At 72.2% G+C, this 22396-nt stretch carries 25 protein-coding genes; 16 read left to right on the top strand and 9 right to left on the bottom strand.

The window, feature by feature from the left end; all coding sequences use genetic code 11:
- Positions 1-99: 99 nt before the first annotated feature.
- Both VFZ92_RS12105 and VFZ92_RS12100 read right to left on the bottom strand, forming a co-directional pair.
- Positions 100-411 carry a hypothetical protein gene (locus VFZ92_RS12105; RefSeq protein WP_330875954.1) on the bottom strand — a complete coding sequence of 104 codons (312 nt, stop codon included), beginning with the start codon at positions 409-411 and terminating at the stop codon, positions 100-102.
- Positions 412-444: 33 nt separating this feature from the next.
- A complete protein-coding gene (locus tag VFZ92_RS12100) occupies positions 445-795 on the bottom strand; it encodes a VOC family protein (RefSeq protein ID WP_330875953.1) in 351 nt (116 codons plus the stop codon).
- Between the two features lie 161 nt (positions 796-956).
- On the opposite strand from VFZ92_RS12100, the gene VFZ92_RS12095 reads away from it, so the two are divergent.
- Positions 957-2708, top strand: coding sequence for a proline--tRNA ligase (locus VFZ92_RS12095; RefSeq protein WP_330875952.1), 1752 nt, complete (start codon positions 957-959; stop codon positions 2706-2708).
- 43 nt (positions 2709-2751) lie between these two features.
- Here VFZ92_RS12095 and VFZ92_RS12090 read toward each other — a convergent pair whose 3' ends face one another.
- The 5 genes from VFZ92_RS12090 to VFZ92_RS12070 are packed head-to-tail and all read right to left on the bottom strand — an operon-like array spanning position 2752 to position 6056.
- Complete coding sequence (locus VFZ92_RS12090) at positions 2752-3231, bottom strand: DinB family protein (protein WP_330875951.1); 480 nt, start codon at positions 3229-3231, stop codon at positions 2752-2754.
- A 13-nt stretch (positions 3232-3244) separates the two neighbouring features.
- The gene (locus tag VFZ92_RS12085) at positions 3245-4021 is read right to left on the bottom strand and encodes a class I SAM-dependent methyltransferase (protein ID WP_330875950.1); all 777 of its coding nucleotides are present in this window, start codon (positions 4019-4021) and stop codon (positions 3245-3247) included.
- Entirely contained in the window at positions 4018-4710 is a 693-nt protein-coding gene (locus VFZ92_RS12080) for an HAD family hydrolase (protein WP_330875949.1), read from the bottom strand. Before VFZ92_RS12080 ends, VFZ92_RS12085 begins: the two co-directional genes overlap by 4 nt.
- A gap of 2 nt (positions 4711-4712) precedes the next feature.
- The gene (locus VFZ92_RS12075) at positions 4713-5594 is read right to left on the bottom strand and encodes a hypothetical protein (RefSeq protein WP_330875948.1); all 882 of its coding nucleotides are present in this window, start codon (positions 5592-5594) and stop codon (positions 4713-4715) included.
- A gap of 54 nt (positions 5595-5648) precedes the next feature.
- The gene (locus VFZ92_RS12070; RefSeq protein ID WP_330875947.1) at positions 5649-6056 is read right to left on the bottom strand and encodes a YjbQ family protein; all 408 of its coding nucleotides are present in this window, start codon (positions 6054-6056) and stop codon (positions 5649-5651) included.
- 59 nt (positions 6057-6115) lie between these two features.
- Between VFZ92_RS12070 and VFZ92_RS12065 the strand changes: the two genes are divergently transcribed.
- The 3 genes from VFZ92_RS12065 to VFZ92_RS12055 are packed head-to-tail and all read left to right on the top strand — an operon-like array spanning position 6116 to position 8722.
- Positions 6116-6892, top strand: a complete 777-nt coding sequence (locus VFZ92_RS12065) for an SDR family NAD(P)-dependent oxidoreductase (RefSeq protein ID WP_330875946.1) — start codon at positions 6116-6118, stop codon at positions 6890-6892.
- Positions 6893-6915: 23 nt separating this feature from the next.
- A complete protein-coding gene (locus VFZ92_RS12060) occupies positions 6916-7923 on the top strand; it encodes an aminotransferase class V-fold PLP-dependent enzyme (protein ID WP_330875945.1) in 1008 nt (335 codons plus the stop codon).
- A gap of 55 nt (positions 7924-7978) precedes the next feature.
- Complete coding sequence (locus VFZ92_RS12055) at positions 7979-8722, top strand: hypothetical protein (RefSeq protein ID WP_330875944.1); 744 nt, start codon at positions 7979-7981, stop codon at positions 8720-8722.
- On the opposite strand, the gene VFZ92_RS12050 is transcribed toward VFZ92_RS12055, so the two are convergent.
- Entirely contained in the window at positions 8719-9195 is a 477-nt protein-coding gene (locus VFZ92_RS12050; RefSeq protein WP_330875943.1) for a ferritin-like domain-containing protein, read from the bottom strand. The two genes, VFZ92_RS12055 and VFZ92_RS12050, sit on opposite strands and share 4 nt — an antisense overlap.
- Positions 9192-9644: a hypothetical protein gene (locus VFZ92_RS12045; protein ID WP_330875942.1), complete on the bottom strand. Its 453-nt coding sequence runs from the start codon at positions 9642-9644 to the stop codon at positions 9192-9194. Before VFZ92_RS12045 ends, VFZ92_RS12050 begins: the two co-directional genes overlap by 4 nt.
- Before the next feature lie 151 nt (positions 9645-9795).
- Between VFZ92_RS12045 and rimP the strand changes: the two genes are divergently transcribed.
- From rimP to VFZ92_RS11985, 12 genes are all read left to right on the top strand, one after another.
- The gene (gene rimP, locus VFZ92_RS12040) at positions 9796-10338 is read left to right on the top strand and encodes a ribosome maturation factor RimP (RefSeq protein ID WP_330875941.1); all 543 of its coding nucleotides are present in this window, start codon (positions 9796-9798) and stop codon (positions 10336-10338) included.
- Positions 10335-11357: a transcription termination factor NusA gene (gene nusA / locus VFZ92_RS12035; RefSeq protein ID WP_330875940.1), complete on the top strand. Its 1023-nt coding sequence runs from the start codon at positions 10335-10337 to the stop codon at positions 11355-11357. Before rimP ends, nusA begins: the two co-directional genes overlap by 4 nt.
- Positions 11299-11700, top strand: a complete 402-nt coding sequence (locus VFZ92_RS12030) for a YlxR family protein (protein ID WP_330875939.1) — start codon at positions 11299-11301, stop codon at positions 11698-11700. The genes nusA and VFZ92_RS12030 overlap by 59 nt, the downstream gene beginning before the upstream one ends.
- A gap of 109 nt (positions 11701-11809) precedes the next feature.
- Positions 11810-14932 carry a translation initiation factor IF-2 gene (infB, locus tag VFZ92_RS12025; RefSeq protein WP_330875938.1) on the top strand — a complete coding sequence of 1041 codons (3123 nt, stop codon included), beginning with the start codon at positions 11810-11812 and terminating at the stop codon, positions 14930-14932.
- A gap of 83 nt (positions 14933-15015) precedes the next feature.
- On the top strand, positions 15016-15312 hold the full coding sequence (locus tag VFZ92_RS12020) for a DUF503 domain-containing protein (RefSeq protein WP_330875963.1): 297 nt from the start codon (positions 15016-15018) through the stop codon (positions 15310-15312).
- A 14-nt stretch (positions 15313-15326) separates the two neighbouring features.
- A complete protein-coding gene (gene rbfA, locus VFZ92_RS12015; RefSeq protein WP_330875937.1) occupies positions 15327-15803 on the top strand; it encodes a 30S ribosome-binding factor RbfA in 477 nt (158 codons plus the stop codon).
- A gap of 111 nt (positions 15804-15914) precedes the next feature.
- The gene (locus tag VFZ92_RS12010; RefSeq protein ID WP_330875936.1) at positions 15915-16904 is read left to right on the top strand and encodes a DHH family phosphoesterase; all 990 of its coding nucleotides are present in this window, start codon (positions 15915-15917) and stop codon (positions 16902-16904) included.
- On the top strand, positions 16901-18205 hold the full coding sequence (locus tag VFZ92_RS12005; protein ID WP_330875935.1) for an MATE family efflux transporter: 1305 nt from the start codon (positions 16901-16903) through the stop codon (positions 18203-18205). Before VFZ92_RS12010 ends, VFZ92_RS12005 begins: the two co-directional genes overlap by 4 nt.
- 56 nt (positions 18206-18261) lie before the next feature.
- Entirely contained in the window at positions 18262-19617 is a 1356-nt protein-coding gene (locus VFZ92_RS12000) for an MFS transporter (protein ID WP_330875934.1), read from the top strand.
- An 11-nt stretch (positions 19618-19628) separates the two neighbouring features.
- The gene (gene truB / locus VFZ92_RS11995; RefSeq protein WP_330875933.1) at positions 19629-20537 is read left to right on the top strand and encodes a tRNA pseudouridine(55) synthase TruB; all 909 of its coding nucleotides are present in this window, start codon (positions 19629-19631) and stop codon (positions 20535-20537) included.
- A gap of 15 nt (positions 20538-20552) precedes the next feature.
- Positions 20553-20900 (top strand): hypothetical protein, encoded by a 348-nt coding sequence (locus VFZ92_RS11990; RefSeq protein ID WP_330875932.1) that lies wholly within the window; start codon positions 20553-20555, stop codon positions 20898-20900.
- A 464-nt stretch (positions 20901-21364) separates the two neighbouring features.
- A complete protein-coding gene (locus VFZ92_RS11985) occupies positions 21365-22324 on the top strand; it encodes a bifunctional riboflavin kinase/FAD synthetase (RefSeq protein WP_330875931.1) in 960 nt (319 codons plus the stop codon).
- The last annotated feature ends 72 nt before the right edge of the window (positions 22325-22396 follow it).

Genomic DNA, 22396 nt, shown 5'->3' with positions numbered 1-22396 from the left:
GGCCTGGCCCGATCTGGCCCAGCCCGACCCGACTCGGCTGGCCCGGCCCGTCAGACCCACCCACCAGCGGGTCGCCTACCGGCCGAACACCAGCAGCCGCTACCCCGTCCCGGCTCGCCAGCCACACCCGAGCGCCTCACGGGGTCCGCTCACCGCAGGACCCCGCCCGGACGCCCTCCCCGCCTCGGGCACCAGGCGGCGGTGCGGGACTCTCCGGTTCAGTTGCAGGCTGATGACCACTCCCTCCCGGTAGGTGGCCCGGTCGGTGCCGATGACGTGGGCCGGCACGTCCCCGGGCGCCCGGCCCGCGCACAGCGTCGGCGCGGAGTCGAACTCCGCGTCCGTCACCCCCTCGACGGTGGCCAGGACGGCGGCGCGCTCACGGCGTGCGGCCTCGGCCGGAAACTCCACGCGTCGAGGGGCAGCGGTTACCCGTCGGTGGCGTCAACCGGGCTGGCCGACGCAGAACTGGTTGCCGTCCGGGTCGGCCAGCACCGTCCAGGTGAGCCCCGGAACGGTGTGCTCGGCGACCTCCGAGGCACCCAGCTCGACCAGCCGGAGCACCTCGGCCGGGCGGTCTTCGACGTGCATGTCGAAGTGGACCCGGTTCTTGCCGGGCGCGACGGTGTCGACCCGTTGCAGGCCGAGCTGGACCGCGCCCTCCGAGGCGGGCGCGAGGACGAGGAACTCGCCCCAGTCGTGCTGGACCGTGGTGCGGAGCGCCTTGGTCCAGAACTCCGCGAGCTTGTGCGGGTCGCTGGTGTCGATCGTGACCATGCCGATGGTGAGCGTCATGCCCGAGACGGTAGGCGCGGGGTCCGACATTTTTCGTCGCGCGGCCCACGACCAGTGCGAACCGCGGGGCCCGACGGGGGCCCAACGCGTTACCCGTTGGAACTGGGGCAACGGTCTTCACTACTCTGTTCGGACACCGTTCTCCACGAGGAGTACCCATCGTGATCACCAGGATGTCGTCGCTGTTCCTCCGCACCCTGCGCGAGGATCCGGCTGACGCCGAAGTACCCAGCCACAAGCTGCTGGTCCGCGCCGGCTACGTCCGCCGCGTCGCACCGGGCGGGTACACCTGGCTGCCGCTGGGTCTGCGCGTGCTGCGCAACATCGAGAACGTCGTGCGCGAGGAGATGGACGCCTTCGGCGCGCAGGAGATCCAGTTCCCCGCGCTGCTGCCGAAGGAGCCCTACGAGGCGACGAACCGGTGGACCGAGTACGGGCCGAACCTGTTCCGCCTCAAGGACCGCAAGGGCGCCGACTACCTGCTCGGGCCCACGCACGAGGAGCTGTTCGCCCTCACCGTGAAGGGCGAGTACAACTCGTACAAGGACTACCCGGTCACGCTCTACCAGATCCAGACGAAGTACCGGGACGAGGCGCGCCCCCGCGCGGGCATCCTGCGCGGTCGCGAGTTCCTGATGAAGGACTCGTACTCGTTCGACCTCACCGACGAGGGCCTGTCGGCGTCGTACCAGGCGCACCGCGACGCGTACATCAGGATCTTCGAACGCCTCGGCATGGAGTACGTCATCGTGTCGGCGACGTCCGGCGCGATGGGCGGCTCGGCGTCCGAGGAGTTCCTCGCGGTCGCGGAGACCGGCGAGGACACGTTCGTGCGCAGCACGGAGTCCGGCTACGCCGCGAACGTCGAGGCCGTCACGACCCCCGCGCCGCCCGAGCAGTCCATTGAGGACAAGCCCGGCGCGCAGGTGCACCACACGCCGAACACGCCGACCATCCAGACCCTGGTCGACCACCTGAACGCCGCCGACCTCGGTCGCACGTTCACGGCCGCGGACACGTTGAAGAACGTGCTCGTGAAGACCCGCAAGCCGGGCGAGAAGGACTGGTCTCTGCTCGCGATCGGCCTGCCCGGCGACCGCGAGGTCGACCTCAAGCGCCTCGAAGCCGCGCTGGAGCCCGCCGAGGTGGCGCTGCTCGAAGACGTCGACTTCACCCGCAACGGGTTCCTGGTCAAGGGCTACATCGGGCCGGGCGCGCTGCTCGCGAACGGCGTCCGCTTCCTGGTCGACCCGCGCGTCGTGCGCGGCACGGCCTGGGTGACGGGTGCGGACAAGGCCGACCACCACGTGGTCGACCTCGTCGCGGGCCGCGACTTCACCGCCGACGGCGTCATCGACGTCGCCGAGGTCCGCGCGGGCGACCCCTCGCCCGACGGCCACGGCGTGCTGGAGGCCGCGCGCGGCATCGAGATCGGCCACATCTTCCAGCTCGGCCGCAAGTACGCGGACGCGTTCGGGCTCGACGCGCTCGACGCGAACAACAAGCCGATCCGGATCACCATGGGGTCCTACGGCATCGGCGTCTCGCGGCTGGTCGCGGCCATCGTGGAGCAGAGCTACGACGACAAGGGCATCATCTGGCCCCGCAACGTCGCCCCCGCCGACGTGCACCTCGTCGTCGCGGGCAAGGACGAGGCGCTGCTCGCCGGTGGCGAGGAGCTGGCGCGGCAACTGCACGCCGCAGGCCTCGACGTGCTGCTGGACGACCGTCCCAAGGTGAGCCCCGGCGTGAAGTTCAAGGACGCCGAGCTGATCGGCGTGCCGACGATCCTGGTCGTCGGGCGAGGCCTGGCGGACGGGGTCGTCGAGGTCAAGGACCGCCGGTCGGGCGACCGCACCGACGTCGCCGTCGACGCCGTCGTGCAGCACCTCGTGGAGCTGGCGCGCGGCTGATCGTCCGGCTCGCCCCGCCCGTTCGCGGGCGGGGCGGGTTCGATCAACCGGCGAGCACCTGCTCGCGCAGGACGTCGGCGTGCCCGCAGTGGTGGGCCAGCTCGCGCAGCACCTGGAGGTACACCCAGCGGAGCGTGCGCGGCCCGGACCGGTGGCCGGTCACGACGGTGTCCAGCGGCAGGTCCGCGACCGTGGTCCTGGCCGTGGCGCACGCCTCCCGGTGGGCCGCCGTGACCGAGGCGATCGTGTCGTCGGCGGAGAGCCGGAAGGACTCGTCCGGGTCCCGCACCAGGCCGAGTTCCCGGCGGGACGTGCCGCCGACGCACTCCTCGAACCACACCCGCTGCATCCACGTGACGTGCTTGAGCAGCCCGAGCAGCGTCGTCGCCGACGGGACGAGCCCTCGGCGGGCCTGCTCCTCGGTGAGGCCGTCGAGGGTCGCCTCGACGGCCCGGCGGTACTCCTCGACGAACGCGTCGAGCTGTGTGCGCTCGTCGTCCAGCGGCACGTCGAACGGACCCATCGGGAACCTCCTGTCAGGTCGTGCGCCGCGCCACGGCCAACCGGGTCAGGTAGCGCTTGGTGATGCTGCCGCCGTAGCCGTCGACCAGGCCACCGATGCACGCCAGCAGCCCCGCCCGGAGGTCGGGGCGCAGGGCGCGGTGGTTCGAGTAGGTCAGCAGCAGGTCGAGGTAGTCGGCCCTGGTGTAGGTCCGCTCCCACGTGTGGTCGTGGAACGACACCGGCCCGAAGCGGGGGGCCTCGTCGAACTCCGCCGTGTCCCTGGGGATGTCGGCCGCCTCCCGCAACCGCAGGTTCGGCGGGGTGTCCGGGTCGAAGCGCTCGTAGCAGCGCTGGGCGTCCGCGAAGAACGCCTCGGTGCCGCCCCGCACGTGGTGGGTCGAGATGATCGCCAGCCTGCCGCCCAGGCGGAGGGCGTCGGCGGCCTTCGCGGTGCGGACGGCCGGGTCGAGCCAGTGGAACGCCGTCGCCGACAGGACGAGGTCGAAGGGCCGGGCGGGCAGGGGCCAGTCCTCGAAGGCCGCGACGACCACCTCCGCGGCGGGGAAGTCGGACAGGTTGCGGGCGGCCACGGCGGCCAGGGCGGGGCTCAGCTCCACCGCGGTGACCTCGCAGCCCAGCAGGGCTAGGGGGAGGGTGGCCTGGGCGGTGCCGGGGCCGATCTCCAGCACGCGCCCGCCGGGGGCGAGGTCGGTGAACAGGGCGGGCGGGTAGGTGGGGCGGACGCGGTCGTAGCGCTCCGGGTCCTCGCCGAACGTGGTGCGCAGGAACTCGCGGTTCGGCTGCGTCACGACGGCAGGACGGCCGCCAGCACGGCCTCGGTGTCGGACAGGTCGGCGAGCACGGCCCGCGCGCCCGCCTCCTCCAGTTCGGCGGCGGTGAAGCGGCCGGTGGCCACGCCGATCGCGACCGCCCCGTGGTGCAGCGCGGCGGTGATGTCGTGCGGGGTGTCGCCGAGGACGACGACCGAGTCGACGGGGAAGTCGTGGCCGTGCTTCTCGGTCGCCAGCCGGATGGCCTCCACGACCAGCGCGGGCCGCTGGTCGGAGACCGAGCCGTAGCCGCCGATGTCGAAGTCGACGTGCGAGTCGAGGCCGTACGCCGCGAGCTTGTGCCTGGCGATCTCCACCAGGTTGCCGGTGACGACGCTCTGCACCACGTCGGCCCTGCGCGCCAACGCCTCCAGCACCTCCGCCGCACCCGCGAGCGCCCGGCCGCGGGTCGCGAGGAGCGGGTGTTCGCGCTCCGCCACGGCGATGAGCTCCCTGTGCAGCACGGCGATCAGCTCGTCCGTGGGGTCGAGGTCGTGCAGCGTCAGGAGTTCGCGCGAGATCGCCATCTCGGTGCGGCCGGGGAAGCTCGGCACGTGGCGCAGTTCGAGGCCGGTCGCGGCGTGCAGCGCGACCTGGTACCAGCTGTGGCCGAGGCCCTTGGCGTCGATGAGGGTCTGGTCGATGTCCCACAGCACCAGCGTCTTCACGCTCAGCCCTCCAACGGCTTGACGGAGTCGACCATGGCCTGGAGGTCGGCGTCGGTGAGCGGCGCGGGCGCGCTCGACGGACCGCCCTCCAGGTCGCCGTTCGCCATGAACAGGTGCAGGTTCTTGTTGCCCTGCAACACGAGCACCTTGATCGCGCCCTTCGACGCCAGGCACTCGTTGCCGGTCGTGGTGATCACCGAGTCGACCAGGACGCCCGTCACCTTCGTGTTCGGGACGGTCACCGGGCGCGGCTCGCTCACCGCGACCGTGGCGGCGCCGGACTGGTAGTACTGGGCGCTCAGCTTCGCGGCGACGTCCTTCGCCGTCGCGCCCGCGTCGGTCTGGGGCAGCACGACGCCACCGGTGTTGCCCCGGTTGTAGGTCTTGCCGCCGCACTCGTAGTCGCCGTAGGTCGAGACGCCGGTCAGCTTCACGTCCGGCAGGCCCTCGATCGAGCCGGTGGCCTTCGTGGACTTCCACGCCTTCGGGATGTCGTAGCTGTAGGCCAGCGCGGGCACGGCCACGCAGGTCCACCCGTCGGCGTGCGGCTCGCACTTCGCGGCGGCCTTGGAGGACGACGTGGGCGCGCTCGACGACGTCGACGGGGCGCTCCCGGTGGACGACGTGGTCACGGCCCGGTCGTCCGACCCGCGGGTCACGAAGTACGTCGTCAGTCCGCCCGCGGCCAGCACGAGGACGACGACGGCGGCGATGATCGGCCAGCGGGGGCGCTTCGGCTGCTCGGGCGGACCGCCGGAGAACACCCCGAGACCGCCGTACTGCGACTGCTGCGCGGGGAAACCGCCGGTGGGCGGGTACTGGGGCTGCCCCCAGCCGCCCTGCTGGCCTCCCCAACCGCCCTGCCCGTCCCCTGGATGCGTCACGGACCGAACCTACCTTGCGGCACCGACGGCCACGGAATTCTCCGAACGGCGGCCCTACCCGGCCAGGAAGCTGAACCTGACCTTGCGGACGGGGTTGTCCACGTTGGTGTCGACCAGGCAGATGGATTGCCACGTGCCGAGCACCAGCACCCCGCCGAGCACGGGGATCGTCGCGTACGGCGGCACGAGCGCGGGCAGCACGTGGTCGCGGCCGTGGCCGGGGGTGCCGTGCCGGTGCCGCCAGCGGCCGTCGGCGGGCAGCAGCTCCCGCAGCGCCGCCAGCAGGTCGTCGTCGCTGCCCGCCCCGGTCTCCAGCACCGCGAGGCCCGCGGTCGCGTGCGGCACCCACACGTGCAGCAGGCCGTCGCCGTCCACGTCGGCCAGGAACCGCTCGGCCGCCGAGGTCAGGTCGTGCACGACCTCGTCAGACCCGGTCCTGATCTCGATCTCTTCGCTGCGCACCCCGACCACGGTAGGCAATTCGGGTGCGCGCGGCACATCGGTGGGGCACGATCGCCCACGTGATCCACACCGCCGTCGTCACCGGCGCGAACCAGGGAATCGGAGCCGCCACCGCGAAGGCGCTGGCAGGCCGGGGGGTGAACGTCCTGGTCGCGTTCCTGCGCCTCGACCCGGAACCCGACCCGAGCATCCCCGAGGCCTACTTCACCAGCCGCGGCTCCGGGGCCGACGAGGTCGTCGAGGCGATCACCGCGCTGGGCGGCCGCGCGCACGCCGTGGAGGCCGACCTGGCCAGGCCCGAGACCGCCGCCGAGCTGTTCGACGAGGCCGAGCGGGTCTTCGGGCCCGTCGACGTGCTGGTGAACAACGCCTCGGGCTGGGTGCAGGACACGTTCCTCACCGACGACACCGACCAGTTCGGCCGCGTCCAGCACCCCGTCACCGCGAGCACGTTCGACGCGCAGTTCGCCGTCGACGCCCGCGCCGCGGCCCTGCTGATCGCCGAGTTCGCCCGGCGGCACGTCGCCCGCGGCGGCAACTGGGGCCGGATCGTCAGCCTCACGTCCGGGAGCCCGCGGGGCTTCCCCGGCGAGGTGTCCTACGGCGCGGCCAAGGCGGCGCTGGAGAACTACGCCATGTCCGCCGCCGCCGAGCTGCGGGACCACGGCATCACGTCCAACGTCGTGCACCCGCCCGTCACCGACACCGGCTGGGTCAACGACGAGGTGCGGGCCCGCTTCAGCGTCGCCGAGGCGGGCGAGGTGGCGGACGTGATCGCGTTCCTCTGCTCGGACGAGGCCGGGCGGGTCACGCGGAACGTGCTGCGGATGTCGTGAGCGGCGTGGGTACCGTCGGGGTCGTGCGCAGCGCTTTCGGCGGGGAGTTCGACGTCCCTCTCGGGTACCTCAACACCGCGAGCATCGGCGTCCCGCCCAGGGCGGTGGCCGACGCGGTGGGCGACGCGGTGCGGCGGTGGGCGGGCGGCCTCGACCAGCCGCCGCTGTTCGACGCCGCCGTGGCCGCCGGGCGCGAGGCGTTCGGGCGGCTGGTGGGGATGCCGACCGAGCAGGTGGCCATCGGCGCCTCGGTGTCGCAGCTCGTGGCGATCGTGGCGGCGAGCCTGCCGAAGGGCTCGCGGGTGCTCACCGTGCGCGGCGAGTTCACCAGCCTGACGTTCCCCTTCGCCGCCGCCGGGCACGCCGTCACCGAGGTCGGGCCGGACGAGCTGGTGGACGCCGCGAGCGGGTACGACCTGGTGGCGGTCAGCGTCGTGCAGTCCGCCGACGGGCGCGTCGCCGACCTCGACGGGCTCCGCGCCGCGGGCGTCCCGGTGCTGCTGGACGCGACGCAGGCCCTCGGCTGGCTCCCGCTGGACGTCGGGTGGGCGCACTGGGTGGTCGCCGCGGGCTACAAGTGGCTGCTGTCGCCGCGCGGGTCGGCGTGGCTGGCCGGACGGCCGGAGGCGCTCGCGTCGGCCGTCCCGATCACGGCGAACTGGTACGCGGGGGAGGACCGGTGGGCGACGACCTACGACCTCCCGCTCCGCCTGGCGTCCTCCGCGCGAGCGCTCGACACATCACCCGTCTGGCTGGCGCACGTCGGTGCGGCCGTCGCCCTGCCGTGGCTGGCGTCACTGGACCTGGCGGCCGTGCGCGACCACGACATCGGGATCGCGAATGAACTCCTCGCCGGTCTCGGCCTGCCCCCCTCGAACTCGGCGATCGTCACCGTTGATCGCCCAGGCGCGGAGGAACGCCTGGTGGAAGCGGGTGTGAAGGCCAGCGTCCGGGCCGGGAAGGTCCGGCTCGCGTGCCACCTCTACACCACCCGCGACGACGTCGACCTCGTGCTCAAAGCGCTCAGGTGACCGCCGTCGGTTACCGTTTCGTCCTGTGTCGGCCCCCAAGGAGTCACCCGAAGAGGTGACGCAGCAGCTACCCCGGATTCACCCTCCGGGGGCGTCGGAGACCGCGCCGCTGTGGCGTTCGGAGATCGGCAAGCTGGACTCGTTGATGGCGACCAACGTCATCGGCCACCAGCCCCCACCCCCGCCACCGCGTCCCCCCGCGCAGCGCAACCTGCCGTTCAAGGCGCTCGGCCTCGTCGCCGTCGCGCTGGTGGCCGCGCTGGTGTGGCTGCTGATCGACTCCATGACCGGCGACAACAGGACGACACCCGCCGCGACCACGTCCACCGCGCCCGAGGGCGAGTTCCGGTTCACCAAGTCCGAGCAGGTCCCGGTGCCGCTCAAGGTCACCGGGTGCGCCGAGCACGCCTACGGCCCGACCAAGGACTTCCTGACCGCGAACCCGTGCGAGAAGCTGGTCCGCCAGCTCTACACGACCACGCTGGACGACGGCCGCACCGCCTACACCTCGGTGTCCGTCGTGACCCTGCGCAACGCGCAGGACGCGGCCAAGTTCAAGGAGCTGACCAGCGCCGACGGCACCGGCAACGTGAACGACCTCGTCCGCGAGGGCGTCGCGAAGGTCCCCGAGCTGAAGACCCTCGCGTCCGGCGGCTTCGCCTCGAAGCTCCAGGACCGCGAGGTCGTCATCGTCGAGTCCGACACCGTCAAGCACGGGCCGGACGAGGCCGAGCACAACAAGCTCATGAAGCGGATCAGCGCGGACGCCTTCCGCCTGGCCGCCGACCTGGCGGGCTAGCCGACCGCGGTGCCGGGCAGGACCAGCGCCGCGGGCAGCAGACCGCCCGTCTTGCGCCAGCGGGTGGCCCGCACGGCGCTCGCGGTGAGCGCGTCCAGCGCGGTGCGCCGCAGGTCGGGGTCCTCGGTCCGCTCCAGCACCCCGCGCCACGCGACGCACGCGTCGACCTCCACCGCGACCAGCGCCGCGATCGACGACGGCGCGTCGGTCACCGGCGCGGGCGGCAGGTAGGCGGGCGCGGGCGGCACCGGCTGGGCCGACACGTCCCGCAGCAGCCGCTCGGTCGCGTCGCGGCGGGCCCGGTGGGCGTTCGCGCCCTCCGCGACCTGCTGCGCCTCCTCGACGAACGCGCTGACCAGACCGTGGGTCCACACGGCGGCGTGCTCCGCCGCCAGCGCGTCCTGCACGGCCTGCACGGCGTCCCCGGTCGGCTTGCCGCTCGCCGGGGCGATGGCGGACGACGGCTGGGTCATGACAGGACCTCCACCAGGCTGGCGCAGCCCGCGACGACGGAACCGAGCAGACCCGCCCGGTACGGGGGCGCGGTCGCCACCAGCTCCGCGCCCGCCTGCTGAGCGGCCCGCAGCGCCTCGACGACCTGCTCCGGCGTGCCGCTCGACGGCGGGGGAGCGGCGGACGTGCTGGAGGGAGCTGGGGACGACGACGGCCCGCTCGGCCGCGCGCGGTCCACCTCGGCCTGGAGCAGCCTCGCGTGCTCGGTGCGGGCCTCGGCCACCTCGGTCGCCCCCGCGGCGGTCGCCAGCGCCGCGTCCGCGCGTGCTTGAACCACCAGGTCGGCCAGCGGGTCGGGTGGCGGTGGGGCGGGCGGCGGTGTGGTGCACGCGACTGCCAACGGCGCGGACGCTGCGGCGAGCAGCACCCGGCGTCGGCTGAGCAGCGGACCACGGGATTCGGCGATCACGTGTACCGATCCTGCCAGAGCCGCCCGTGATCGACGGTGGCCGTGGAAGGTCTCCGAACGAGATAGTCTGGGCGACCACGACCGGCGAGTGCAGCGTCGGCCGGGGTTCCCATGCCCGTGTACTGCACCTGAGACTTGTGGGAGTAACCAAATGTCCAGCCCGCCGCGCGGAGACCTCGCCGCGCAGCTAGAACCCGTCGTGCAGGAGGCGGTCGGGGCCATCGGCTTCGACCTCGAACTGCTCGACGTGCATCAGGCTGGGCGTCGCAGGCTGGTCAAGGTGGTCGTTGACGCCGAGCACGGCATCGGACTGGACGAGGTGGCCCAGGCCAGCCGCGCCGTCGCCGCCGCCCTCGACGAAGTCGACCACCTGATGGCAGGTCCGTACACGCTCGAAGTCACGTCGCCAGGCGCCGACCGCCCGCTGACGAAGCCGCGCCACTGGCGGCGCGCGAAGCTCCGGCTCGTCAAGGTCAAGCAGCCCGATTCGGTCGAGTGGTTCGGCCGCGTCGGGCAGTCCGACGACACCGGTGTCGTGCTGCTGGTCAAGGGCGAGCTGCGCCGGGTCGAGTACAGCACGATCGAGCGCGCCGTCGTGGAGATCGAGTTCAAGCCCGCCCCCGTCGCGGAGCTGTCCCTCCTCGAACCGGGGCAGCACGACGACAACAACGAATCGAAGGAGGAGTCGAGGTGAACGTCGACATCGCTGCTCTCCGCGCGATCGAACGGGACAAGGACATCCCCTTCGAGGTCGTGCTGGAAGCCATCGAGACCGCGCTCCTGACGGCCTACAAGCACACCGAGGGCCACCACGCCCACTCGCGCGTGGAGATCGACAAGAAGACCGGCGCCGTCCGCGTGCTGGCCCAGGACCTCGCTCCCGACGGCACCGTCGCCGAGGAGTGGGACGACACCCCCGAGGGCTTCGGCCGGATCGCCGCGACCACGGCCCGGCAGGTCATCCTCCAGCGCCTGCGCGACGCCGAGCACGAGCGCACCTTCGGCGAGTTCTCCGCGAAGGAGGGCGAGATCATCGGCGGCGTCGTCCAGCGCGACGCGCGGGCCAACGCCCGCGGGATGGTCGTCGTCCAGGTGGGCGACACCGAGGGCGTGCTGCCCCCGGCCGAGCAGGTGTCCGGCGAGACCTACGAGCACGGCTCGCGGCTCAAGTGCTACGTCGTCGGCGTCTCGCGCGGCGCGCGCGGCCCGCAGATCACCCTGTCCCGGACGCACCCGAACCTCGTGCGCAGGCTCTTCGCGCTGGAGGTCCCGGAGATCGCGGACGGCACCGTGGAGATCCCCGCGGTGGCACGTGAGGCGGGTCACCGTTCGAAGATCGCGGTGAAGTCGACCGTGTCCGGTGTCAACGCCAAGGGCGCCTGCATCGGGCCCATGGGGGCGCGCGTCCGCAACGTCATGAGCGAGCTGGCCGGTGAGAAGATCGACATCATCGACCACTCCGACGACCCGGCCACGTTCGTCGGGAATGCCTTGTCACCGGCCAAGGTTGTGTCTGTCACGGTGCTCGACGAACGCGCCAAGACGGCGCGCGTCGTGGTGCCGGACTTCCAGTTGTCGCTCGCCATCGGCAAGGAGGGTCAGAACGCCCGGCTCGCCGCGCGGCTGACCGGATGGCGCATCGACATCCGCAGTGATGCGGAAGCGGCGGGTGCCGCACCGGCCGGGGCGACCGCATCCGGTTCGGTTGAATGAGCAGCAGGGGATAGACTACTCAGTGGTTGACCGTCGGGGATCGGTAGCAACGCACATCGGCCCAGCTCGTACGTGCATTGGATGCCGCGCTCGGACGTCGCCCTCCGAGCTGCTGCGCGTGGTGGTGGCGGACGGGACTCTTGTTCCGGACACCCGCCGCCGGTTGCCGGGTCGGGGCGCTTGGTTGCACCTTGATCTCGATTGCCTCACGAACGCCGAACGGCGACGAGCGTTCCCCAGGGCCCTGCGGGTCCAGGGGCCGCTCGCCGTCGATCACGTGCGTGATCACGTCGAGCAGCATGTGAAGACGGTCGCGGGATCGCCCCGCGACCAGCAGGAGTAGGGAAGCAGGTCGACCCGTCATGAGTCAGCCGTGAAGCTGAAGACATGAACGCGCGACGTTAAGACGAGGTCGACGGGACTGCCGCCGGCCTCATCACCAGAGGAGTGCAGTGGCAGGGAAGGCCCGTGTGCACGAGCTCGCGAAAGAGCTCGGCGTCACCAGCAAGGAAGTACTCACGAAGCTCGCCGACCAGGGCGAGTACGTGAAGTCCGCGTCCTCCACGGTCGAGGCCCCGGTGGCCCGCCGTCTGAGGGACGCCTACTCGAAGACCGATGCGAAGCCGAAGCCGGCAGGCCGTCCCGGCCCGCCGAAGCCGTCTGCCCCCGCACCGGCCCCGTCCGTCCAGTCGTCGGCACCTGAGACCAGGTCCGAACCCAAGCCCGCCGTGACCGGTCGCCCCGGTCCGGTCCCCGGCCGTCCCGGCCCGATGCCCGGCCCGAAGCCGCCCGCCCCGAAGCCCGCGCCGCAGCAGCAGCCCGCTGCCGCTGCCCCCGCGCCCGCTCCGGTGGCCCCCGCGCCCAAGGTCGCGCAGCCCCAGGCCCCGGTCGCCCCCGCGGCGGCCGCCGCCCCGTCGGCGCCCGCGCCGACCTCGCAGCCGCAGCGCCCCGCCGGTCCCCGTCCGGGGCCGCGCGTCGCGCCGCAGCCGCAGCAGCCCGCACAGCCCGCGGCCCAGCAGAGCCCGTCCGTGGTTCCGCCGAAGCCGCAGTCGCCGAAGCCCGCCGGACCCCGTCCGCCGCGGCCCGGCAACAACCCCTTCGGTGTCGGCGGTGGCGCTCCCGCGCCGCGTCCGTCCGGCCCGCGTCCCGGTGGCCAGCCCGGTGGCGGCCAGCCCGGTGGCGGCGGCGGCAACCAGGGTGAGCGCGACGGCGGCGACCGCCGTCCGTCGTCCAAGCCCGGTGACAGCCGTCCGGCCGGTCCCCGTCCCGGCGGTTCCGCCGGTTCCGGCGGCCCGCGTCCGAACCCCGGCTCGATGCCTCCTCGCCCGAACCCCGGCATGATGCCCGGTCGCCCGGCGCCCGCTCCCCGTCCCGGTGGCGGCGGCGGTCGTCCCGGCCCCGGTGGCGGCGGTGGCCGTCCCGGTGGTGGCGGTGGCGGTGGCGGTCGTCCCGGTGGCGGCGGCGGTGCCGGTGGCGGCTTCCGTCCCGGTGGCGGCGGTGGCGGTGGCGGTGGCTTCCGTCCCGGCGGCGCTGGTGGCGGCGGCGGTGGCGCTGGTGGCGGCTTCCGCCCCGGTGGTGGCGGCGGTGCCCCGGCCGGTGGTGGCGGCGGTTTCCGCGGTCGTCCCGGTGGTGGTGGCGCCGGTCGTGGTGGCACCGCTGGTGCCTTCGGCCGTCCCGGTGGCCCTGCGCGTCGTGGACGCAAGTCCAAGCGCCAGAAGCGCCAGGAGTACATGGACAACATGCAGGCCCCCTCGGTCGGCGGCGTTCGCCTGCCGAAGGGTTCCGGCGAGGTCGTCCGCCTCCCGCGCGGCGCTTCGCTGACCGACTTCGCCGACAAGATCAACGCCAACCCGGCCTCGCTGGTGCAGGTGCTGTTCCACCTCGGTGAGATGGTCACGGCCACGCAGTCCGTGTCGGACGAGATCCTGGAGCTGCTCGGCTCCGAGATGAACTACCAGGTCCAGGTCGTCTCCCCCGAGGAAGAGGACCGCGACCTGCTCGGCACGTTCGACATCACCTACGGCGACGACGCCGGTGGCGAGGAGGACCTGGTCATCCGACCGCCGGTCGTCACCGTCATGGGTCACGTCGACCACGGCAAGACGCGCCTCCTCGACACCATCCGCAAGACGAAGGTGCACGAGGGCGAAGCCGGTGGCATCACGCAGCACATCGGCGCGTACCAGGTGCGGACCGAGCTCGAGGGCAACGAACGCCTGATCACCTTCATCGACACCCCCGGTCACGAGGCGTTCACCGCCATGCGTGCCCGTGGCGCGACGTCCACGGACATCGCGGTGATCGTGGTCGCGGCCGACGACGGCGTCATGCCGCAGACGGTCGAGGCGATCAACCACGCCCAGGCGGCGAACGCGCCGATCGTGGTCGCGGTGAACAAGATCGACAAGGAGGGCGCGAACCCGGACAAGATCCGGCAGCAGCTCACCGAGTACAACCTGGTGGCCGAGGAATACGGTGGCGACACCATGTTCGTCGACATCTCGGCGAAGCAGGGCATCAACATCGACGGCCTCCTGGAGGCCATCCTGTTGACCGCCGACGCCTCGCTCGACCTGCGGGCCAACCCGAACATGGAAGCGCAGGGCGTCGCCATCGAGGCGCACCTCGACCGCGGCCGTGGCCCGGTGGCGACCGTCCTGGTCCAGCGCGGCACGCTCCGCGTCGGCGACTCGATCGTCGCCGGTGGCGCCTACGGCCGTGTCCGTCGGATGGTCGACGAGCACAACGTGGACGTCATCGAGGCGACCCCGTCCCGTCCGGTGCAGGTCATCGGCCTCACCTCGGTGCCCGGCGCCGGTGACACGTTCCTCGTCGTGGACGAGGACCGGGTCGCCCGCCAGATCGCCGAGCGCCGCCAGGCACGTCAGCGCAACGCCATGAACGCCTCCAAGCGCAAGCGGGTCAGCCTGGAGGACCTGGACGCGGCTCTGAAGGAGACGAACCAGCTCAACCTGATCATCAAGGGCGACAACTCGGGTACCGTCGAGGCACTCGAGGACGCGCTCATGAAGATCGAGGTGGGCGACGACGTCGAGCTGCGGGTCATCCACCGCGGTGTCGGTGGCGTGACCGAGGGCGACATCAACCTCGCCATCGCCGACAACGTCATCGTGTTGGGCTTCAACGTCCGTGCGGAGGGCAAGGCCACCGAGCTGGCCAACCGCGAGGGCATCGACGTCCGCTACTACACGGTGATCTACCAGGCGATCGACGAGATCGAAGCGGCCCTCAAGGGCATGCTCAAGCCGGAGTACGAAGAGGTCCAGCTTGGCCGCGCGGAGATCCGCGACGTGTTCAAGTCCTCCAAGGTCGGCACGATCGCCGGTTGTATGGTGCTGTCGGGCGAGATCCGCCGCAACGCGCGGGCCCGCCTGCTGCGCGACAACAACGTCATCCAGGAGAACCTGCCGATCAGCTCGCTGCGGCGGTTCAAGGACGACGCGACCGAGGTCCGCGAGGGCTTCGAGTGTGGTCTGACGCTGGGCAACTACAGCGACTTGAAGGTCGGCGACGTCGTCGAGACCTTCGAGATGCGCGAGAAGCCCCGCGCCTGATAGTCGAGGGTGCAGGTGCGGGGCCGTCCTTCCGGGCGGCCCCGCACCTTTGCCCGCTACCGCTGCACCCCACGGTGATGCCTGTGTTCGTCGGTTCGCTCGAGTTGGACCTGTTGCTCGGCGACGTCCACTCGTTGAAGGAAAAGCGTTCCGTGGTCCGCCCCGTCGTGGCGGAGCTGCGGCGCAAATTCGAGGTTTCCGCGGCCGAGGCGGGTCATCTCGACCTGCACCGCCGCGCGTTGATCGGGGTGGCGGCCGTTGCCGCGGACGCCGACCATGTCAGGGATCTGCTGGCCTCCTGCGAACGCCTGGTGGCCGGTCGACCCGAAGTCGAACTGCTCTCCGCCAGGCATCGCCTGCTTGGTCCGGAGGACGAGTAAAAGAGGAGAACACCGTGGCCGATCAGGCACGGGCTCGCAAGCTCGCCAAGCGGATCTCGCAGATCGTCGCGTCGGCGATCGAACACGAGGTCAAGGACCCGCGGCTCGCCAGGGTGACCATCACCGACACCAAGGTGACGGGTGACCTGCACGACGCCGTCGTCTACTACACCGTCCTCGGCGAGAAGCTCGACTCCGAGCCGGACTACGCGGGTGCGGCCATGGCGCTGGAGAGCGCCAAGGGCGTGCTGCGGAGCATGGTCGGGGCGCAGACCGGTGTGCGGTTCACGCCCACGCTGGCGTTCATGACGGACACCGTGCCGGACGAGGCGCGGCGGATGGAGGAGCTGCTGGCCAGGGCTCGTCACCGCGACGAGAAGGTCGCCAAGATCGCCATCGGCGCCGAGCCCGCGGGCGAGGCGGACCCGTACAAGGCGCCTCGCGAGGACGCCGACGACGACGAGGACGGCGACGACCCGTCGAAGAGCTGACCGTCCGACGAACGGGCCGATCCCTCCGGGGGTCGGCCCGTTCGTGGTTGGAGTGACCACCTGCACAATTTTCAGCAGCACCGATCCGCTCGGCGGAGTTAACGTGTCGCAGTGCCCCAAGACCTGACCGCCGAGCTGGCCGCGGCCGCCGCCGTGCTCGCGACCGCCACCGACGTCACGCTGCTCGCCCACGTCAACCCCGACGCCGACGCGCTCGGCAGCGCGCTCGCGCTCGGGTTGGCCCTGCACCGCCGCGGCGTCGCGGTCCGCGTCTCCTTCGGGGCACCCGCCGACGTCCCGGAGACCCTGCGGGGGCTGGACGTCGCGGGCCTGCTGGTGCCCGCGGGCGACATCCCCGCCGCGCCGCCCGTGCTGGTGGCGCTGGACGCGGGCAGCGTCGGCAGGCTCGGACCGCTGGGCAACCGCGTGGCCGCCACGATCGAGGCGGGCGGCGAGGTCGTGGTCCTGGACCACCACGTCTCCAACCCCGGCTTCGGCACGGTGAACGTCGTGGACGACCGCGCCGAGGCGACCGCGCTGGTCGTGCTGCGGCTCCTGGACGTCATGGGCGTCGAGGTCGACGAGCCGATCGCCCGCTGCGTCTACGCGGGCCTGGTCACCGACACCCGGTCCTTCCGCCACGCCAGCGCCGCCACCCACCTCGTGGCCGCCCGCCTGATCGACGCGGGCGTGGACGCCGAGGCCGTCGCCCGGCCGCTGATGGACAGCCACCCGTTCGGCTACCTGAACATGCTCGCCTCCGTCCTGAGCCGCGCCACCCTGGACCGGGAGGCGGCGGGCGGTCTCGGCCTGGTGCACGCGGTCGTCACGCTGGAGGACTCCGAGGGGCTGCGCCCGGAGGAGGTGGAGAGCGTCGTGGACCTCATCCGCACCGCCCAGGAGGCGGAGGTCGCGGCCGTGCTGAAGGAGCTCCGCCCGTCCACCTGGTCGGTGTCGCTGCGCTCGGTGAGCGAGGTCGACGTGCGTGAGGTCGCCCAGCTGCTCGGTGGCGGCGGCCACCGCCACGCCGCGGGCTTCACCGCCAAGGGCCCGGCCGAGCAGGTGCTGACCGACCTCGTGGAAGCCCTCGCCCGCTCGTGACCGACGACCGCGTCCCGCCGCGGCGGGTGCTGGGCCTCGCCGTGCCCGCGCTCGGAGTCCTCGCCGCCGAACCCCTCTACGTGCTCGTGGACACCGCGGTGGTGGGCCACCTCGGCGCCCTGCCGCTCGCGGGCCTGGCGCTGGGCGGGGTGCTTCTGTCCCAGGTGGCCGCCCAGCTCACGTTCCTCGCCTACGGCACCACGTCCCGCGCCGCCCGCCTGCACGGCGCCGGTCGCCGCCAGGAGGCCGTCGCGGAGGGTGTCCAGGCCACCTGGCTGGCGCTGGGCGTCGGCGTCCTGCTGATCGGCCTGGGGCAGCTCTTCGCCGCCCCGCTGGCCCGGCTGCTGGCGGGCGACGGCGAGATCGCCTCGGCGGCCGTGAGCTGGATCAGGATCGCCCTCTTCGGCGCCCCGTTCATCCTCGTCACGCTGGCGGGCAACGGCTGGATGCGCGGCGTGCAGGAGACCGCCCGCCCGCTGCGGTACGTGCTGCTCGGCAACGGCCTGTCCGCGGTCCTGTGCCCGCTGCTCGTCTACCCGGCCGGTCTGGGCCTGGAGGGGTCGGCCATCGCGAACGTCGTCGCCCAGGTCGTGTCGGCGTGCCTGTTCTTCCGCGCCCTGTTCGCCGAGGACGTGGCGCTGCGACCGGTCCCGGCCCTCATGCGCGCCCAGCTCGGCCTCGGCCGCGACCTGATCGTCCGCAGCCTCGCCTTCCAGGCCTGCTTCGTGTCCGCCGCCTCGGTGGCCGCCCGCACGTCCATCGCCGCCGTCGGCGCGCACCAGGTCGTCCTCCAGCTGTGGATGTTCCTCGCGCTGGTGCTGGACTCGCTCGCCATCGCCGCCCAGTCCATCGTCGGCGCCGCGCTCGGCGCGGGGGAGCGGGTCAAGGCGCGCCGGTTCGCCTGGCAGATCACCGGTTACGGGCTCGTCTTCGGCATCGGTCTCGGCGTCGTCTTCGCCGCGCTGGCGGGCGTGCTGCCGAAGGTCTTCACCACCGACGCGGGCGTCCTCGCCGAGATCCCGCACGCCTGGTGGTTCTTCGTGGCCCTGCAACCCGTCGCGGGTGTGGTGTTCGCGCTGGACGGCGTCCTGCTCGGCGCGGGCGACGCCGCGTTCCTGCGCACGGCGACGCTGCTGTCGGCGGGGATCGGCTTCCTGCCGATGATCTGGGCGTCGCTCGCGTTCGGCTGGGGCCTGGTGGGGATCTGGACCGGCCTGTCGCTGTTCATGCTGCTGCGCCTGGTCACGCTGGTCGTGCGGACCAGGTCCGAGCACTGGTCGGTGGTGGGCGCCGTCCGATAGGTGGGATGTGTCGGACGGCACGACCCGGAATCGTTACCAGCAGGCAAGTGTTTTCGATGTACTGGGTGAACCCACTACCCGAGGAGCGTGCCTTGCCGGTCGATCGCGCCACGAAGCAAGCGTGGCTGATCTGGACCACCGCCATCGTCGTCTACGTCGCCGCACTGTTCCACCGCACGTCGCTCGGCGTCGCGGGCCTGGAAGCGAGCGAGCGGTTCGGGGTCGGCCCCGCCGCACTGGGCACCTTCACGGTGCTCCAGATCGGGCTCTACGCCCTGATGCAGATCCCCACCGGCCTCCTCGTGGACCGCTTCGGCCCGCGCCGCGTCCTCACCGCCGCCGCCCTCCTGATGGGCACCGGCCAGGTCCTGTTCGCCATCGCGGACTCCTACCCGCTCGGCCTCGCCTCGCGCGCCGTCCTCGGCGTCGGCGACGCCATGACGTGGGTCAGCCTGCTGCGCCTGGCCGCCGCCCACTTCCCGGCCCGGCGCTTCCCGGTGATCGTCTCGATCTCCGCCGCGCTCGGCGGCGCGGGCAACCTCGCGGCCACCGTCCCGCTCACCCTGCTCCTCGGCGGCGCGGGCTGGACGTGGACGTTCCTCGTCGCCGGCCTGGTGACCGCCGCGTACGCCGCGGTGGCGTTCTGGCGGCTGCGCGACGTCCCGGCGGGCGTCGTCGTCCCGGTGCTGCAACCGGAACCGCTCGGCACCGTGCTGCGCAAGGTCGTCCACGCGTGGCGCGTCCCCGGCACCCGCCTCGGCTTCTGGACGCACTTCTCCACGATGTCCACGCCCGCCGTGCTCGGCCTGCTGTGGGGATTCCCGTACCTCGTGGAGGCGCAGGGGATGTCGCGCTCCGCGGCCAGTTCCACCCTCGGCCTGCTCGTCATCGGCGCCATCGCGGCGGGTCCGGTGCTCGGTTCGGTCATCGCCCGCAAGCCGGAACTGCGCATGCCGATCGCGGGCTGGTTCCTCGCGGCGGCGCTGGTCGTCTGGACGGTGCTGCTGGCCTGGCCGGGCGGCGTCGTGCCCGCGCCGGTCGTGCCGGCGGCGTTCCTGGTGCTGTCGCTCGGCGGCCCGATCTCCGGCATCGCGTTCGCGCTCGCCCGCGACTACAACCCGATGCACCGGGTCAGCACGGCCACGGGTGTCGTCAACGTCGGAGGCTTCGCGGCGGTCACCGCGTCCGCGCTCGCCGTCGGTGTGCTGCTCGACCTGTTCGACTGGCTGCCGCCCGCCCAGGCCTACCGGATCGCCTTCCTGGCGCTCGCGGTGGTGCTGGTCGTCGGGGTGTGGCGCACGGCCGTCTGGTGGCGTCGAGCGCGCACGGCGGTCTTCGAGGCGGAGGCCAGGGGCGAGGACGTACCGGTCCAGTTGCGGCGCAGGCGTTGGGACGCCTACACCGCAGCCTAAGATCCTCGCTCGTGTCCGCAACTCCTCGCCAGTCCCGCCCCTCCGTCCCGCCCGGTCTGGTCGTCATCGACAAGCCGGACGGCATGACCTCCCACGACGTGGTCGCGCGCGTCCGCCGGATCCTCGGCACCCGCAAGGTCGGCCACGCGGGCACGCTGGACCCGATGGCCACCGGTGTCCTCGTGCTCGGCATCGAGCGCGCCACCAAGCTCCTCGGCCACCTCGCCCTGGACAGCAAGGCCTACCTGTCCACGATCAGCCTCGGCTCGTCGACCACCACCGACGACGCCGAGGGCGAGGTGCTGTCCACAGTGGACGCCTCGACCGTGTCGGAGGACGCCGTCCGCGCGGGCGTCGCGAAGCTGACCGGCCCGATCCAGCAGGTGCCCAGCGCCGTCAGCGCGGTCAAGGTCGACGGCAAGCGCGCCTACGCCAGGGTCCGCGACGGCGAACAGGTCGACCTGCCCCCGCGCCCGGTCACCGTCCACCGCTTCGACATCCTGTCCATCCGCCGCGAGGGCACCACGACCGAGCTGGACGTCATGGTCGAGTGCTCCTCCGGGACCTACGTCCGGGCGCTGGCCCGCGACCTGGGCGCGGACCTCGGTGTCGGCGGCCACCTCGCGGCGCTCCGCCGCACCCGCGTGGGCCCGTTCGACCTGAGGGTGGCCAGGACGCTGGAGAAGCTGGAGACCGACCCCGGTCTGTCCCTGGACCTGGACTCGGCGGTCGCCACCGCGTTCCCGCGCCGGGAGATCGAACCGGCCGAGGTGGTCGCCCTGTCGCACGGCCAGCGGCTCCCGGCAGGGGGGTTCGACGGCACCTACGGTGTTTTCGGGCCCGACGGCCACGTCGTGGCGCTGGCGAAGGACGAGGGCGGTGTCGCCAGGTCGGTGGTAGTCCTCTCCCCCGCCGGGTAGCTACCGTTGGTCCTCATGGCGAGGTGGGTGTGGCCGACCGCGGCCGGAGTGGTGACGTCGGCGACGGGTGTGCTCGTCAACGTGGCCACGGACCTGATGACGGAACCCTGGGCCTGGGTGGGTGTCGTGGCGCTCACCGGGGTGGGGGTCGGGGTGGCGATGAAGGTCCGGTCGGCGCCCGCCGCCGTCGAGGCCGGGACCGAGTCCGACGGGGTGCGGAACAGCGTGCTCGGGTCGGTCGGGCACGTGGTGCAGGTCGGGACGATCGGTGGGTCGTACGTCGACCGGTCGGTGACCCAGACCGCCACGGCCGGGGATCGGAGCACGATCATCCAGGCTGGGCGGGATGTTCGGTCGGAGTGACGTCCGGGTGTCGGGGGCTTGGTCGTCGTGGGTGCGGTCGATGTGACCCGGGCCCCCTCGATTTGCCCCTTCGTCGGGCCGAAAAGGGCAGGTGGGAAGCCCTGAGCCGACAAATTTCACGGGGCAGATCCCCCAGGGGAAATCGACCGCGCTTGGGTGCTGCCGGAAAGAGCAGGCGTGTTCGAGCAGGTGGGGGCCTAGTTCTAGAGCTTGTCGACCGACTTGTGGTCATGGGCTGGAGGTGGAGCAGCGGTTGACTCTACCTGGCGATTTGAGCCTTGAAACTGGTGATCGGGCAGGTTTTCGAGGCTGCCCCCTGTCCCGGTCAAAGGGGTGAACGAGGGGTCCCCGAGTCATATCGGCCGCACGGCCGACCACCTACGGCGAACCGTCTTCCCACCTCGGCGGCACCCACCCAACCCCACACCCGACCCCCACCCACCTCGCGCCGTACGCTCCCACCCGTGCAACGCTGGCGAGGACTAGATCACCTACCGGGCGGCTGGGGCCGCTGCGTCGTCACCATCGGCGTCTTCGACGGGGTCCACGAGGGGCACCAGGCGCTCATCGCCCGAGCCGTCGAACTCGCGCACCAGCGGGGCGTCCCCAGCGTCCTGATGACCTTCGACCCCCACCCGTCCGAGGTCGTCCGCCCCGGCAGCCACCCCGCGCAGCTCACCACCCTCCGCAGGCGCGCCGAGCTGGTCGAACAGCTCGGCGTGGACGTGTTCTGCGTCCTCCCCTTCACGGTGGAGCTCTCCAGGATGCCCGCCAACGAGTTCGTCCACGAGGTCCTGGTGGACCAGCTCCACGTGGCGGCCGTGGTCGTGGGCGAGAACTTCACGTTCGGGCAGAAGGCCGCTGGCAACGTCGACCTCCTGCGCCACCTCGGCCAGCGGTTCGGTTTCGTCACCGAAGGAGCGGACCTAGTGACAGACACGCAGTCGGGCGACGACGCGGTGACCTTCTCCTCCACCTACATCCGAGCCTGCATCGACGCGGGCGACGTGGCCGCCGCGGCGGCGGCGCTCGGACGGCCCCACCGGCTCGACGGCATCGTGGTGAGGGGTGACGGCAGGGGTCGTGAACTGGGCTTCCCCACCGCCAACCTGTCCATGACCAGGTTCGCCGCCGTGCCGGCCGACGGGGTCTACGCCTGCTGGTTCATCCACTCCGACGGCCGCAAGCTCCCGGCCGCCGTGTCGGTCGGCACGAACCCCACGTTCTCCGGGCGGGAACGGCGCGTGGAGGCGTTCGTGCTCGACGTCCAGGAGGACTTCTACGGCCAGCGCGTGGCGCTCGACTTCGTCAGCAGGGTCCGCGGCCAGTTGACGTTCGACAGCGGTGAGGCGCTCGTGGTGGAGATGCACCGCGACGTGGACAAGGTGGGGGCGCTGCTCGGCCTGGGCGGGGCACAAGCCTGAAAGCGCACTTGCGGCACGGTCAGACCTGGCAAGATGCCCGGCAGGGAATGATGCGGACGCTGGGACGGGGAG

This window comes from Umezawaea sp. (assembly GCF_036375055.1).
In the GTDB taxonomy this organism is placed as follows: domain Bacteria; phylum Actinomycetota; class Actinomycetes; order Mycobacteriales; family Pseudonocardiaceae; genus Umezawaea.
This window is presented reverse-complemented; position numbering and strand designations above follow the sequence as displayed.